General features: G+C 70.9%; 13 protein-coding genes and 1 pseudogene. 10 read left to right on the top strand and 4 right to left on the bottom strand.

Annotated features, from left to right (window positions below; all coding sequences use genetic code 11):
- Window positions 1-139: 139 nt before the first annotated feature.
- The 4 genes from I73_RS03625 (at window position 140) to I73_RS03610 (ending at window position 5,339) form a co-directional block, all read left to right on the top strand.
- Window positions 140-1,747 (top strand): thioredoxin family protein, encoded by a 1,608-nt coding sequence (locus tag I73_RS03625; protein WP_022979366.1) that lies wholly within the window; start codon window positions 140-142, stop codon window positions 1,745-1,747.
- A 225-nt stretch (window positions 1,748-1,972) separates the two neighbouring features.
- The gene (locus tag I73_RS25740) at window positions 1,973-3,397 is read left to right on the top strand and encodes an alpha/beta fold hydrolase (protein WP_234409400.1); all 1,425 of its coding nucleotides are present in this window, start codon (window positions 1,973-1,975) and stop codon (window positions 3,395-3,397) included.
- Window positions 3,394-4,179 carry an ATP-binding cassette domain-containing protein gene (locus I73_RS03615; RefSeq protein ID WP_022979364.1) on the top strand — a complete coding sequence of 262 codons (786 nt, stop codon included), beginning with the start codon at window positions 3,394-3,396 and terminating at the stop codon, window positions 4,177-4,179. The genes I73_RS25740 and I73_RS03615 overlap by 4 nt, the downstream gene beginning before the upstream one ends.
- Window positions 4,176-5,339, top strand: coding sequence for an ABC transporter permease (locus I73_RS03610; RefSeq protein WP_022979363.1), 1,164 nt, complete (start codon window positions 4,176-4,178; stop codon window positions 5,337-5,339). Before I73_RS03615 ends, I73_RS03610 begins: the two co-directional genes overlap by 4 nt.
- Before the next feature lie 22 nt (window positions 5,340-5,361).
- Here I73_RS03610 and I73_RS30660 read toward each other — a convergent pair whose 3' ends face one another.
- Window positions 5,362-5,631, bottom strand: a complete 270-nt coding sequence (locus I73_RS30660) for a hypothetical protein (RefSeq protein ID WP_148289673.1) — start codon at window positions 5,629-5,631, stop codon at window positions 5,362-5,364.
- 226 nt (window positions 5,632-5,857) lie between these two features.
- On the opposite strand from I73_RS30660, the gene I73_RS03600 reads away from it, so the two are divergent.
- The 4 genes from I73_RS03600 (at window position 5,858) to I73_RS03580 (ending at window position 10,511) form a co-directional block, all read left to right on the top strand.
- Window positions 5,858-6,586: a LuxR family transcriptional regulator gene (locus tag I73_RS03600; RefSeq protein WP_022979361.1), complete on the top strand. Its 729-nt coding sequence runs from the start codon at window positions 5,858-5,860 to the stop codon at window positions 6,584-6,586.
- 119 nt (window positions 6,587-6,705) lie between these two features.
- Complete coding sequence (locus I73_RS33015) at window positions 6,706-6,867, top strand: hypothetical protein (protein WP_022979360.1); 162 nt, start codon at window positions 6,706-6,708, stop codon at window positions 6,865-6,867.
- A 204-nt stretch (window positions 6,868-7,071) separates the two neighbouring features.
- Entirely contained in the window at window positions 7,072-8,367 is a 1,296-nt protein-coding gene (locus tag I73_RS31355) for an HlyD family secretion protein (protein WP_083876527.1), read from the top strand.
- Complete coding sequence (locus I73_RS03580) at window positions 8,364-10,511, top strand: peptidase domain-containing ABC transporter (RefSeq protein WP_022979357.1); 2,148 nt, start codon at window positions 8,364-8,366, stop codon at window positions 10,509-10,511. Before I73_RS31355 ends, I73_RS03580 begins: the two co-directional genes overlap by 4 nt.
- A gap of 14 nt (window positions 10,512-10,525) precedes the next feature.
- On the opposite strand, the gene I73_RS03575 is transcribed toward I73_RS03580, so the two are convergent.
- On the bottom strand, window positions 10,526-10,714 hold the full coding sequence (locus I73_RS03575; RefSeq protein WP_022979356.1) for a DUF2892 domain-containing protein: 189 nt from the start codon (window positions 10,712-10,714) through the stop codon (window positions 10,526-10,528).
- Window positions 10,715-10,836: 122 nt separating this feature from the next.
- On the bottom strand, window positions 10,837-11,520 hold the full coding sequence (locus tag I73_RS03570; protein WP_022979355.1) for a Crp/Fnr family transcriptional regulator: 684 nt from the start codon (window positions 11,518-11,520) through the stop codon (window positions 10,837-10,839).
- Window positions 11,521-11,650: 130 nt separating this feature from the next.
- On the opposite strand from I73_RS03570, the gene I73_RS03565 reads away from it, so the two are divergent.
- A complete protein-coding gene (locus tag I73_RS03565; RefSeq protein WP_022979354.1) occupies window positions 11,651-11,908 on the top strand; it encodes a DUF2061 domain-containing protein in 258 nt (85 codons plus the stop codon).
- On the opposite strand, the gene I73_RS31350 is transcribed toward I73_RS03565, so the two are convergent.
- Entirely contained in the window at window positions 11,827-12,111 is a 285-nt protein-coding gene (locus tag I73_RS31350) for a YkgJ family cysteine cluster protein (RefSeq protein WP_083876526.1), read from the bottom strand. The genes I73_RS03565 and I73_RS31350 overlap by 82 nt on opposite strands.
- A 122-nt stretch (window positions 12,112-12,233) precedes the next feature.
- Between I73_RS31350 and mnmG the strand changes: the two are divergent.
- Window positions 12,234-13,670: pseudogene (mnmG, locus tag I73_RS25725) on the top strand (tRNA uridine-5-carboxymethylaminomethyl(34) synthesis enzyme MnmG); the annotation flags it as partial.

Below are 13,670 nucleotides of genomic sequence, written 5' to 3'. Positions count from 1 at the left end.
CGGGATTGGGGGGAGCCGCTGGCGGGTGGCCCATCATCGCGCAAAATCGGCGGCTGACCTTTTCTGACAGCCCGGTGCCGCTGGGCGCCGTGGGCCACGAGCCCCGGCCGCTCCAAGCACCTTCGACCTGGAGTACGTCGTGCCCAACCGGCCTCTGAATTCCCTGCGCCACCCGCTTCTCACCGTGCGTCCGGGCCTGCGTGGCCTGATGGCCGCGGGCGTTCTTGCCGCCAGCCTGGGGCTGCCCGGCCTGTCGGCCCAGGCGGCCAACCCGCCGGCCACGTCCAGCGTGGCCTGGCTGGAGGCTTCGGCCCAGGCCGACATCGACCGCGCCTTCGCCCAGGGCAGGGGCGAGAACAAGCCGGTGCTGGTCTACTGGGGCGCCAAGTGGTGCCCGCCTTGCAACCAGCTCAAGGCCACCCTGTTCAACCGGCAGGACTTCATCGAACGCTCGCGCAGCTTCGTGGCGGTGCACATCGACGGCGACGCACCCGGCGCGCAGAAGCTGGGCGCCCACTTCAAGGTGCGCGGCTACCCGACGCTGATTCTGTTCAGCCCGCAGGGCCAGGAGATCACCCGCCTGCCGGGCGAGGCCGAGCCGACCCAGGTGATGAACCTGCTGCAGCAGGGCCTGGCCGGCGGCCGCCCCATCAAGGCGGTGCTGGCCGACGCCCGCAGCGGCAAGGCGGTGAGCGCCAACGAATGGCGCACGCTGGCCTTCTACTCCTGGGACACCGACGAGGCGCAGCTGGTGCCGGCCGCCGAGCGCGCCGCCCTGCTGGGCCGCTTGGCCGCGGCCTGCCCGCCGGCCGAAGCCGACTCCGCGACCCGCCTGCTGCTCAAGGCCCTGGCCGCCACCGAACCCGGGCAGCCGGTGCCCGGCGGTGCCGCCACCGAGCCGCGGGTGCGCCAGCTGCTGGCCGACGCCGCAGCCAGCCGCCGCCAGATGGACGTGCTGGTGAACTACGCGCCGGACATCGTGCGCGCGCTGGCGCCCAAGGCCGGTCCGGCCCAGACCGCGCTGGTGCAGGCCACCGACGCGGCCCTGGCCCGCTTGCAGGGTGATGCCACGCTTTCGCGCGGCGACCAGTTCTCGGCCCTGTCGGCCCGCGTGGACCTGGCCCGCCTGGACCAGCCCCAGGACAGTCTGCACCCCAAGTTGCCCAAGCCGCTGACCGAGGAGGTCAAGGCCATGGCCGGCCGCATGGACCGCGAGATCACCGATGGCTTCGAGCGCCAGGCGGTCATCACCGGCGCGGCCTACACCCTGGCCAGCGCCGGCCTGTGGCAGGACAGCAATGCCCTGCTGGAGTCCAACCTGGCCAAGAGCCATTCGCCCTACTACCTGATGAGCCAGTTGGGCGGCAACGCCCGTCGCCTGGGTGACAAGCCCGCGGCGCTGCGTTGGTACGGCCAGGCCTGGGACAAGAGCGTGGGCCCGGCCACCCGCCTGCAGTGGGGGGCCAACTACGTCAGCGCCCTGGTGGAACTGGCGCCGCAGGACGAGGGTGGCATCGAGAAGGCCGCCGGCAAGGTGCTGGCCGAGGCGACCGCCCAGGATGGCGCCTTCTACGAGCGCAGTGCGCGCTCGCTGCAGAAGGTGGGCAGCCAGCTCGCCAAGTGGAGCAAGCAGGGCCACCACCAGGCGGTGATCGGCCGGCTGCAGGCCCAGCTGGCGCCGGTGTGTGCCAAGCTGCCGGCGGCCGATGGTCAGAAGGCGACCTGCGACGGCCTGTTCAAGGGCTGACGGCGGCTGAGGCCGAACTGCGACAGTCTGTGTCGAGCCCCTGGTTTGCAGCTTGGGCGGCTGCCCAAAGCTGGCGAGAATCGCCGGCATGCTGACATTGCCGAGGGTTCGCCGCGGGACGGCGTTCAGGACGTCCACCCGCTGGCTGCGGGGGATGTTGTGGGGTGGCCTGCTGGCGGCGCCCTGGGGCCGGCCCTGGCCCAGGCGACGCCATCGGCACCGACCTTGCCGTTGCACACCTGTCGCCTCAAGGATGTCGAGGTCGATGCCCGCTGCGGCGTGCTGCGCCGCCCGCTGGACCCGGCCCGGCCCCAGGGCGTGCAGATCGAGCTGCATGTGGCGGTGCTGCCGGCCGTCGCCCGGCGGCGGCTGCCCGATCCGGTGGTCTTCATCGCCGGTGGGCCGGGGCAGAGCGCCATCACCCTGGCCGGCCCGATCTCGCAGCTGATGACGCGTGAGCTCAACCGGCGCGATGTGATCCTGGTGGACCAGCGCGGCACGGGGCAGAGCGCACCCCTGCGCTGCGACGACGAGCAACCCACCCGCTCGCTGGCCGACAGCATGGACCCGGCGGGCGAGCAGCGCGTGCTGCAGGCCTGTCGCCAGCGTCTGCAGAAGCTGCCTTATGGCGACCTGCGCCAGTTCACCACGCCCATCGCCATGGCCGACCTGGATGCCGTGCGCCAGGCTCTGGGCGTGGACCGCTGGAACGTCGTGGGGGGGTCCTACGGCACCCGGGCCGCGCTGGAGTACCTGCGCCAGTTTCCCAACCATGTGCGGCGCACGGTGCTGGACGGCGTGGCGCCGGCCGACATGGTGCTGCCGCAGAGTTTCGCCACCGGCGCGCAGGCGGCGCTGGAGGCCGTGTTCGACGACTGCGCCCAGAACGCCAGTTGCCGCGCCACCTACCCGAACGCCCGGGCCCAGTGGCAGGCCTTGCTGAACAGCCTGCCGCGCAAGGTCACCGTGGCGCATCCCTTCACCGGCCAGCCCGAGACCTTCACGCTCACCCGGGCGATGCTGGCCAGCCTGGTGCTGCCGCCCTTGTATGCGCCCCTCACCGCGTCCGCCTTGCCGCTGGCGGTGCTGCAGGCCAGCCAGGGCCGCTTCGAGGCCCTGGTCGGGCTGGGCATGGGGGCCATGGGCGGCGGGCGCGGCCTGGGCCTGGCCACCGGCATGCACTTCTCGGTGATCTGCGCCGAGGACGTGCCGCGCATGAAGCCCGGTGGCGAGTCCACGCTGACCGATTTCGGCGACTTCCAGGAACGCCTGTACCGCGAGAGCTGCCGCGACTGGCCGCGTGGCGAGCTGCCCGCGGCTTTCTACACCGTGCCCCCGGCGCAGTCTCCGGTGCTGCTGCTGTCCGGCGCGGTGGATCCGGCCACGCCGCCGGTCCATGCCGAGCGGGTGGCCAAGGCCCTGGGGCCGAAGGCCGTGCACATCGTGGTGCCGCACAGCGGCCACGGCGTGATGAGCCTGGGCTGCATGCGCGACGTGGTGTTCCGCTTCCTGGATGAGCCCGACGACGCCAAGGCCCTGGCCGAGGTGGGTGCCGATGCGGCCTGTGCCGCCAAGATGCCGCGACCGCCCGCGCTGCTGCCGCTGATGTCCGCGGCGGCCGCATCGGCCTCGCAGGGAGGTGCCCGATGATCGAGGTGGCTGGACTGAGCAAGACCTTCGTCATCGGCAGCGGCCGGCAGCGCAAGGTGGTGCCCGCGGTGCGGGCCGTCAGCTGGAAGGCGGCCGATGGCGCCATCACCGGCTTGCTGGGCCCCAATGGCGCAGGCAAGACCACCACGCTGCGCATGGTGGCCGCGCTGCTGTCGCCCGACGCCGGCCAGGCCCGGGTGGACGGGTTGGAGGTGGCGCGCGAGCCGCAGGCCGCGCTGGCGCGCCTGGGCGTGCTGTCGGACGCGCGGGGCCTGTACCCGCGGCTGACCGCGCGTGAGAACATCGTCTACCACGGCCGCCTGCAGGGCATGCGCGTGGCCGATGCGGTGGCCCGGGCCGAGCACCTGGCCCGGGTGCTGGACATGGCTCCGCTGCTGGACCGCCGCACCGAGGGCTTCAGCCAGGGTGAGCGCATGAAGACCGCGCTGGCCCGGGCCCTGGTGCACAACCCGCCCAACATCATCCTGGACGAGCCCACCAACGGCCTGGACGTGCTGGCCACCCGCGCGCTGCGCGAGGCCCTGCGCCGCCTGCGCGACGAGGAGGGCAAGTGCATCGTCTTCTCCACCCACATCATGCAGGAGGTGGAGCGGCTGTGCGACCACGTGGTGGTGATCGCCCGGGGCACCACGGTGGCCCAGGGCACGGTGCCCGAGCTGCTGGCCCGCACCGGTCAGAGCGATTTCGAGGAGGCCTTCGTGAGCCTGGCCTTTGACGATGCCGAGCGGGCCGCCGCCGCGGGTGGGGAGGGCGCGCGATGACCGGCGCCTGGACCGTCTTCCGCAAGGAGCTGGTGGACGCGCTGCGCGACCGCCGCACCCTGATGACCGTGCTGCTCAGCGCGGTGGCCATGGGGCCGCTGGTGCTGATGCTGATCTCCACCCTGGTGGCCCGGGTGGAGAAGCAGGCCGAAGCGCGCGAGGTGGTGGTGCAGGGCATCGCCCAGGCACCCACGCTGCGCAACTACCTGGAACGCCAGACCTACACCGTGCGCGAGGCCCCGGCCGACTACGAGCAGCAGCTGGCGCAAAGTCGGCTGGGCGATCCGGTGGTGGTGGTGCCCAAGGACTTCGAGGCCGACCTGCGCCAGGGCGAGGTGCCCACGGTGGAGGTGGTGAGTTCGTCGAGCAACCAACGCGCCGACAGCGGCCAGCAGCGCATCGTGACCCTGTTGCAGGGCTTCAACCGGGAGCAGGCGGCCCTGCGTCTTCTGGTGCGCGGGGTGTCGCCGGCCCTGCTGCAGGCGGTGGACGTGCAGCCGCGTGACCTGGGCAGCCCCGCCGCGCGGGCCATGCGCCTGACCGGCATGCTGCCTTTCTTCGTGCTGATGGCGGTGCTCTACGGGGCGCTCAACGCGGCGCTGGACACGACGGCGGGCGAGCGCGAGCGGGGCTCGCTGGAGCCGCTGCTGACCACGCCGGCCGCGCGCGTGGGGCTGGTGGTGGGCAAATGGGGGGCGGTGGCGACCGTGGCCATGCTGATCGCGCTGCTGTCCAGCCTGAGCTTTCTCTCCGGGCAGTGGTTGCTGCGCAGCGAGACCCTGGCGGCCAACTTCCAGTACGGCTGGCCGGAGGCCCTGAGCTTTCTGGCGGTGCTGCTGCCGCTGGCGGCCAGCCTCTCGGCCCTGCTGATGGCCATCGCCATCCGGTGCAAGACCTTCAAGGAGGCGCAGGCCGGGGCCAGCGTTCTGTTGCTGGGCGTGTCCCTGCTGCCGATGATGAGCATGATCGACCAGGGCGGCGAGCGGCCCTGGCATCTGTGGGTGCCGGCCCTGGCGCAGAGCACGCTGATGAACCGCGTGCTGCGGGGCGATCCGCTGGGCTGGGGGGACTGGGCCATCACCGTGGTGATCGGCGCGGCCCTGACAGCGGGCTGCCTGGTCTACGTGGCCCGGCAACTGGCCAAGGTGGTGGCGCGTTGAGCGCGGCGGCGGTGCCGGAGACTCAGGCCTGGCGCAGCGAGCGCCACACCTCGTCCTGCCAGGGCAGCTGGTGGATCAGGCCGTTGAGGTGCAGGGCGGCCTCGTTGCTGGTCATCACCGCGCCTTCGTCGCTGACCAGGCGCAGATTGGTCAGCACGCCCATCGGGTCGGCCATGGCGACCACGCCTTCGTTGATTTCCACCCAATCCCACAGCAAACCGGCCTCGGGCTGGGGCGAGGATTCGCACCACAAGGTCTGGCCGCACAGCGGGTCGCGTGGGCTTCCGCGCATCACACGCGTGCCGACATGCACAAAGCGACAAGTTTGTGGCCGGTTTGCCTGCCAAAATACCGTTGGCCACAAATACAGGGACCAGGGGGGTGGCATGGCGCCGCGCGAGCGCGAGGGTGCATGAGCATTCGGTAGCGAGAGCATGGCGATAGTCTGGAATGGACGACGTGCGTGAGCTAGATGTAAGACCTGTCAGGGATGCCTGCTTGGTGCGGGAGGTTGCGCCGTGACCGCCGGCATGCTGCATGGCAGCTTTTTGTCGGTCATGCAGGCCCAGACTGAAGCGGATTTCCGTCAGGAGGTCATCCGCTTCGCGCAGGAGTTGGGCTTTGCCTATGTGTCGGCGATGACGGTCGTCGACCATTCGCTGACCCATTCCGAATTTTTCACGGTCGACAACACGCCTCAGGCCTATGTCGACGGCTTCCAGAACAACCAGATCTGGCGGCGTGACCCGGTGATGCAGCATTGCAAGCGGGGCACCGTGCCCATCCTGTGGGACCAGGCCACCTATGTGCGCAACGGGGTGGAGGAGCTCTGGGAGGAACAGGCGGCCTACGGTTACCGCACCGGCGTGGCCCTGGCCATGCACATGCCGCAAGGGCGGCATTTCATGCTGGGGGTGGACCGGGACGAGGCGCTGCCGCGGGAGCCTTCGGCGCTGACGCGCATCGTGGCCGATCTCCAGCTGTTCGCGGTGCATGCCCAGGATGCGGCGATCCGGCTGTTCGTGGCCCCTGATACGCTGGCGCTCGAGCGGCCCAAGCTGACCCCCCGTGAGCTGGAGGCCCTGCGCTGGACCATGGAAGGCAAGACGGCCTGGGAGGTGGGCACCATCCTCGGCATCAGCGAGCGCACCGCGGTGCTGCACCTGCAGAATGCGATGCACAAGCTCGAGGCCACCAACAAGCACCAGGCGGTGCTGAAGGCGCTGCGCCTGGGGCTGATCCACTGAGCAGGGGATGTGTTGCCGAGGGTGACGCCCTGTAAGAGTTGACAGTGTCGCCAAAAGCGGGGACTTGGTTCAATGACTTCACGCGCTCGATGCGCACCGATCAACGGAGTCAAGCCACCATGAAGCAAGTCCTGAAGTCCATCGTTTCCAACACCCTGGGCGCGCTGCGTGCCAAGACTGCCGCGGTGCAGCCGCTGCAGCAGCTGTCCGCCACCGAGCTGCGCGCCGTGGTGGGTGGGGCCGCCACCAGCGGCACCGATTCGCCGCGCGGCGGCTGGTAATCCAAGGACAAGACGCTGTCATCGTGAATCGGCCTGGGGAGGGCGATTCTCTGTTCACGCACCATCAGGGAAGACAGGTCCAGATTTAGGACGTGTTGGGATCTCTCGACGGCGGCCACGGGAAACCGGGCCGCCGTCTCTTTTTGAGGTGTCGGCGACGCCCTATCATCTGCCCGCCATGCAGTACACCCAGACCACCGTCCCATGCCACGTGAGGGCCGGATGAGCCTGTTCCGCGCCGAGGCCCTGCGCCATCGCCAGGGGGAGTGGCTGGGCACCCTGCAGCTGTCGCGGCCACTGCCCCTGGCCTGGATCACCGCGGGGGTGGTGGCCTGTGTGCTGGCGCTGGGGCTGTTCCTGAGCTGGGGACAGGCCAGCCGGCGCGTGCAGGTCAGCGGCACGCTCATCCCGGCGGGCGGGCTGGTGCGCATCGTGCCGCCCCAGGTGGCGCGGGTGCAGCGCCTGGCGGTGCAGGAAGGGCAGCAGGTGGCGGCAGGCCAGCTGCTGATGACCCTGGCCGTGGGCGACCCCCGCCTGGCCGGCGCGCCGCAGGGGCAGCTGCAGCAGACCTTCGATGCCCGGCTGCAGAGCCTGGCCGACACCGAGCGGCAAACCCGCCGGGTGGCCGAGGCCGAGCAGCAGTCGCTGGTCCAGCGCATCGACGCGCTGCAGCGCGAGCTGCAGCAGCTGGCGCATCAGATCCAGTTCCACCAGCAGCGTCTGGCCCTGGCCGAACAGGCCCAGGCCCGGCTGGAATCCCTGGCGGGGCAGCAGTTCGTCTCCACCGCCCAGGTCCAGGCCAAGCAGGAAGAGGTGATGGGCCTGCGCGCCGACGGCGCCGCCTTGCTGCGGCAGCGGGCCTCGCTGGCGCGTGACCTGGCCGATCTGCAGGCCCAGGCGCGCGAGCTGCCGGCGCAGACGGCCCAGCAGCTGCAGAGCCTGGCCCGCCAGCGCGACGAGATCCGTGAGACCGCCACCCGGGCCGACCCGGCGGCCGCCGACCGCGTGCTGCCCGTCACCGCGCCGATGGCCGGCACCGTCACCGCCATCTACGCCGGTGCGGGCCAGGCCGTGAGTGACGAGTTCGCCATGGCCAGCCTGTGGCCGGCCGGGGCACCGCTGCAGGCGCATCTGTACGCGCCGTCCAGCGCCTTGGGCTTCGTGCGGCCGGGGCAGCCGGTGCGCCTGCGGCTGCAGGCCCTTTCCGTACCAAAAGTACGGCTGGCTGGCCGGCACCGTCAGCCAGGTGGCGCAGGCGCCGGCCCAGGCCACCGAACTGGCGACGCTGCCGCTGGCGCGGTCGGGCGGGGCCTCGCAGCCGCTCTACCGCATCGTGGTCACGCTCTCGGCCCAGGCCATGCGCGCGGGCGGCCAGGCCCAGCCCCTGCAGCCGGGTATGCAGCTGGACGCCGACATCCAGCTGGAGCGCCGCCGTCTGATCGAATGGGTGCTGGAGCCCCTGCTGGGCTGGCGCCAGCGCTGGTGAGAGAGACCGCATGACCGAGCCGACCGCCACCGCCGGACCCGACGCCCTGCACGGCCTGCGCACCGGCTGGGGCCGCCGCCGCGTGCCCCTGGTGTTGCAGACCGAGGCTGCCGAATGCGGCCTGGCCTGCCTGGCCATGGTGGCCGCCGCCCATGGCTTGGACACCGACCTGCCGGCCTTGCGCAGCCGCTTTCAGATCTCGATGAAGGGGGCCACGGCCGCCGACGTCTGCGAGATGGGCGCGGCCCTGGGCCTGGCGCCGCGCGCCCTGCGGGCCGAGCCGGAGCAACTGGCCCAGCTGAGCCTGCCGGCGGTGCTGCACTGGGACCTGAACCACTTCGTCGTGCTGACCGGGCTGAAGCGCGGCGTGGCCACGGTGCACGACCCGGCCCGCGGCGTGCGCCGCATGAGCCTGGCCGAGCTGTCGCCGCATTTCAGCGGGGTGGCCTTGGAGTTCACGCCCACTGCGGCCTTCGTGCCCCGGCGCGAGCGCCAGCCGGTGCGTCTGCGCGAGCTGATGGGCCGGGTGCTGGGCTGGAAGCGGGCGCTGGGCCAGGTGCTGCTGCTGGCGCTGGCGCTGGAGCTGCTGGTGCTGGGCAGCCCCTTCTTTCTGCAGTGGGTGGTGGACAGCGCCTTGCCCACCGGCGACCGCGACCTGCTGCTGACCCTGGGCGTGGGCTTTGGCGGTCTGGTGCTGCTGCAGTCGGTGGCGGCCGCGGCCCGCTCCTGGGCGGTGCTGCACCTGTCCTCCACGCTCAAGCTGCAGTGGCTGGGGCAGGTCTTCGCCCACCTGCTGCGGCTGCCGCTGGAATGGTTCGAGCGCCGCCACACCGGCGATGTCTGGTCCCGATTTGCTGCGGTGCAGCAAATCCAGGATGCGCTGTCGATGCAGTTCTCCGAGGCGGTAATCGACGGGTTGATGGTGCTGCTGACGCTGGTGCTGATGCTGGCCTACAGCCCGGCCCTGACCGCCGTGGCGGTGGCGGCGGTGGTCTTGTACGCGGTGCTGCGCTGGGCCCTGTACCGGCCGATGAAAGAGGCCTCGGAGGAGGCCCTGGTGCACGAGGCGCGCAAGAGCAGCCACTTCCTCGAGTCGCTGCGCGGGGTGGGGGCGATCAAGCTGTTCAATGCCCAGGGGCGGCGCCAGTCGCGCTTCCTGAACCTGGTGGTGGACGCGATGAACGCCAGCCTGGTGGCCCGCCGGCACGAGCTGGTGCTGGCGGTGGGGCAGCGGCTGATCTTCGGCCTGGAGCGGGTGGCGGTGGTCTGGCTGGGCGCGCTGGCGGTGATGGACCAGCAGATCAGCACTGGCATGCTGTTCGCCTTCCTGGCCTACCAGGAGCAGTTCGCCACCCGGTTCGGCGCGCTGATCGACAAGGCCGGCGAGCTGCAGCTGCTGCGCCTGCAGGGTGAGCGTCTGGCCGACATCGTGCGCACGCCACCCGAGGAGGATGCCGGCGCGCCGCTGCCCGCGGGCACCGAGCTGGCGGGCCGGCTGACGGTGCGGGGCCTGCACTTTCGCTACGCGGATGTGGAGGCCGATGTGCTGCAGGACATCAGCTTCAGCGTGGCGCCGGGCGAGTCGGTGGCCATCACCGGGCCCTCCGGCGGCGGCAAGACCACGCTGCTCAAGCTGCTGCTGGGCATCTACGCCCCGCAGGGCGGCGAGATCTGCATCGACGGCCTGCCGCTGGCCCGCCTGGGCCGGGCCCGCTGGCGCAACCTGATCGGCACGGTGATGCAGGACGAACCGCTGTTTGCCGGCTCCATCGCCGACAACATCGCCTTTTTCGCGCCCGACCCGGACCGTGAGTGGATCGAGGCCTGCGCGCGGCAGGCCGCGGTGCACGAGGAGATCCTGGCCATGCCCATGGGCTATGCCACCCTGGTGGGCGACATGGGCACCAGCCTGTCGGGCGGACAGAAGCAGCGCATCCTGCTGGCACGGGCGCTGTACAAGCGCCCGCGCATCCTGCTGCTGGACGAGGCCACCAGCGCGCTGGACGTGGATCGCGAGCGCCTGGTGAACCAGGCGGTGCAGCAACTGCAGCTGACCCGCATCATCGTGGCCCACCGGCCCGAGACCATCGCCAGCGCCCAACGGGTGCTGGTGCTGAAGGATGGCCGCCTGGTCGAGGACCGGCCGGTCGGCGGCTGAAGCCGCCGCTCAGCTCACTTCATCGGGCAGGTCTTGATGCCCAGCACCGTGTAGAGCGGGCAGAAGCGCAGGGCGCCGGTGGCCAGCGGCACCACGCCGATCCAGCCCCAGACACCGATGGTGCCGGTCAGGGTGAGGGCGATCAGCACGAGGCCGACGAGGATGCGGGCGATGCGGTCGAAACCGCCGACATTGGCTTGCATGAGTCTCTCCTGGTCTTGGAAGGCACGCTCTTGGGTGAGCGCATGGGCGTACTGTGCGCCCGGCGTCCGGCCCGGTCTGTGACTGCGGTCACACAGCCGACCGCGCGGGGGCCAGGGCGCGCTCAGCCGCCGGAGGCCAGCAGGCGCAGGGCGGCGGCGTCCAGCACCTCGATGCGCTCGCGTCCCAGGCGCAGCCAGCCGGCCCGCTCGAAACGCTTGAGCAGCCGGGTGACGATCTCGCGCACGGTGCCCAGCTCGTCGGCCAGGGCCTGGTGGCTGCTGGCCACCACCGCGCCGTGGCCCAGCAGGGTGCCGGCCAGACGCTGATCCAGGCGCTGGAAGGCCACCGCCTCGGCCAGGGCCATCAGGTCGGCCAGGCGGTCGGCGAAGATGCCGAAGACGAACTGGCGGAAGCCCGCGTCGATCACCCAGCGGTCGAAGCCACGCGGGCTGAGCACCACCAGCTCGGTGGGCTCGGTGGTGGCGCCATGGGCCACCATCAGGCTGTGGCCGAACAGGCAGGAGGTGGAGGCCACGCACAGCTCGCCCGGGCCCACGCGGTAGAGCTCCAGCGAGCGACCGTTTTGCGCGCCGCGGGCCACCCGCACCTCGCCGCTGAGCACCAGCGGAAAGCCTTGGCAGGGGGTGCCTTCCTGGAACAGCGGCGCCTGGGCCGGCACGGTCATCACCGTGGCGTCTTCGGCCAGCACGCTGTCCCGCAGCGCGGCCGGCAGGGCGGCCACGGCCGGGTAGAGGGCGGACAGCCGTTCGGCCAGGGGCAGGGGCGTTGGGGACGGCACGGGCATGGCGGCAGTGTATCGGCGGCAGGGCGGCGTGCAGCTATCGCCGCCATGCAGAGATTCCATCCCGGATCGGGCCACGGCTCAGCACAATGAGAACCGTTCTCAACGATTTCACCCACCCACGGAGTCCGCCATGGCCAAAACCCTCAGCTTCGGCGCCATGCACGTCGGCATCGCTTTCGGCCTGGGCTACGCCTTCACCGGCAGCGTGGCCACGGCCGGGGTGCTGACCGTGGTGGAACCGCTGTGCAATATGGTGGCCCACCACTTCTTCGAAGGCTGGTGGGAGCGGCGCGAGCATGCGCGGGCTCAGCCCGTCGGCGAAGAGGGGGAGGTGGGGGCCGGGTTGGTGGCGGCCTCCAGCCCACCCAGCCAGATCATGGCCTGCTGACGGCTGTCGCCGCACATCTCGGGCGAGGGCTGCAGCGAGCCGCAGACCGCTGGCCGCCGCGGGTCACCGAAGATCTGGCAACGGTCCTGCGCATCCAGCTGAACGCAGCGCACGCCCGCCGGCTTGCCCTGGGGCATGCCCGGAATGGGCGAGGAGATCGACGGGGCGATGCAGCAGGCGGCACAGTGCGGGCGGCAGTCCATGGCGGGATTGTTCCACGTGAAACAGCGGCGGCGGTTTCGCCGTGGGCAGGGTCTTGGCCGGGTCGGTGACGCCAAAGGGTGGGCAGCCTAAAATAGAGGGTTCGCCTCGCAGGAGCCTGCTCGTGCTGTATCCCAAGGAATTCGACGTCATCGTGGTGGGTGGTGGCCATGCCGGTACCGAGGCCGCCCTGGCCGCGGCCCGCATGGGCTGCGCCACCTTGCTGCTCACCCACAACATCGAGACGCTGGGGCAGATGAGCTGCAACCCCTCGATCGGCGGCATCGGCAAGGGCCATCTGGTCAAGGAAGTGGACGCGCTGGGCGGGGCCATGGCCCTGGCCACCGACGAGGGTGGCATCCAGTTCCGCATCCTCAACTCCAGCAAGGGGCCGGCGGTGCGTGCCACCCGGGCCCAGGCCGATCGCATTCTTTACAAGGCCGCCATTCGCCGTCGCCTGGAGAATCAGCCGAATCTCTGGCTGTTCCAGCAGGCGGTCGACGACTTGATGGTGGAGGGCGATCGCGTGGTGGGGGCGGTGACCCAGGTGGGCATCCGCTTCCGGGCCCGCGCCGTGGTGCTCACGGCCGGCACCTTCCTGGACGGGCGCATCCATGTGGGCCTGCAGAACCACAGCGGCGGTCGGGCAGGGGATCCGCCGGCGGTCAGTCTGTCGGCCCGCCTGAAGGAGCTGAAGCTGCCCCAGGGCCGGCTCAAGACGGGCACGCCGCCGCGCATCGACGGGCGCAGCATCGATTTCTCCAAGCTCGCCGAACAGCCCGGGGACGGGGTGGGGCGGGTGGGTCGATGGGGCGAATCGGCCCCAACCGGGCCCGAGGTACCGGTGTTCAGCTTCCTGGGTGAGGCGGCCATGCACCCGCGCCAGCTGCCCTGCTGGATCACCCACACCAACGAACGCACCCACGCCATCATCCGCTCCGGCTTCGACCGCAGCCCGATGTTCACCGGCAAGATCGAGGGCGTGGGCCCGCGCTACTGCCCCAGCATCGAGGACAAGATCAACCGCTTCGCGGACAAGGACTCGCACCAGATCTTCCTGGAGCCCGAGGGCCTGAGCACGAACGAGTTCTACCCCAACGGCATCTCCACCAGCCTGCCTTTCGACATCCAGCTGGCGGCGGTGCAATCCATGCCCGGGCTGGAGAACGCCCACATCCTGCGGCCGGGCTACGCCATCGAGTACGACTACTTCGATCCGCGCGAGCTCAAGTCCACCTTCGAGACCCGGCAGATCCAGGGCCTGTTCTTTGCCGGCCAGATCAACGGCACCACCGGCTACGAGGAGGCAGCGGCGCAGGGGCTCTACGCCGGGGCCAATGCCGCCCTGCAGGCGCTGGGGCGCGAGGCCCTGGTGCTGGCACGCGACCAGGCCTACCTGGGCGTGCTGGTGGACGACCTGATCACCAAGGGCGTGAGCGAGCCCTACCGCATGTTCACCAGCCGGGCGGAGTTCCGTCTGCAGCTGCGGGAAGACAATGCCGACGCGCGAAAGGGCGAGCTGGGCCGTTCGCTGGGCCTGTGGACGATGCGCGCTGGACGC

The sequence above is a fragment of the Ideonella sp. B508-1 genome, assembly GCF_000333615.1.
Lineage (GTDB): Bacteria > Pseudomonadota > Gammaproteobacteria > Burkholderiales > Burkholderiaceae_C > Ideonella.
The sequence above is the reverse complement of the archived record's forward strand: the minus strand, read 5'-3'. Positions and strand labels throughout refer to the sequence as shown.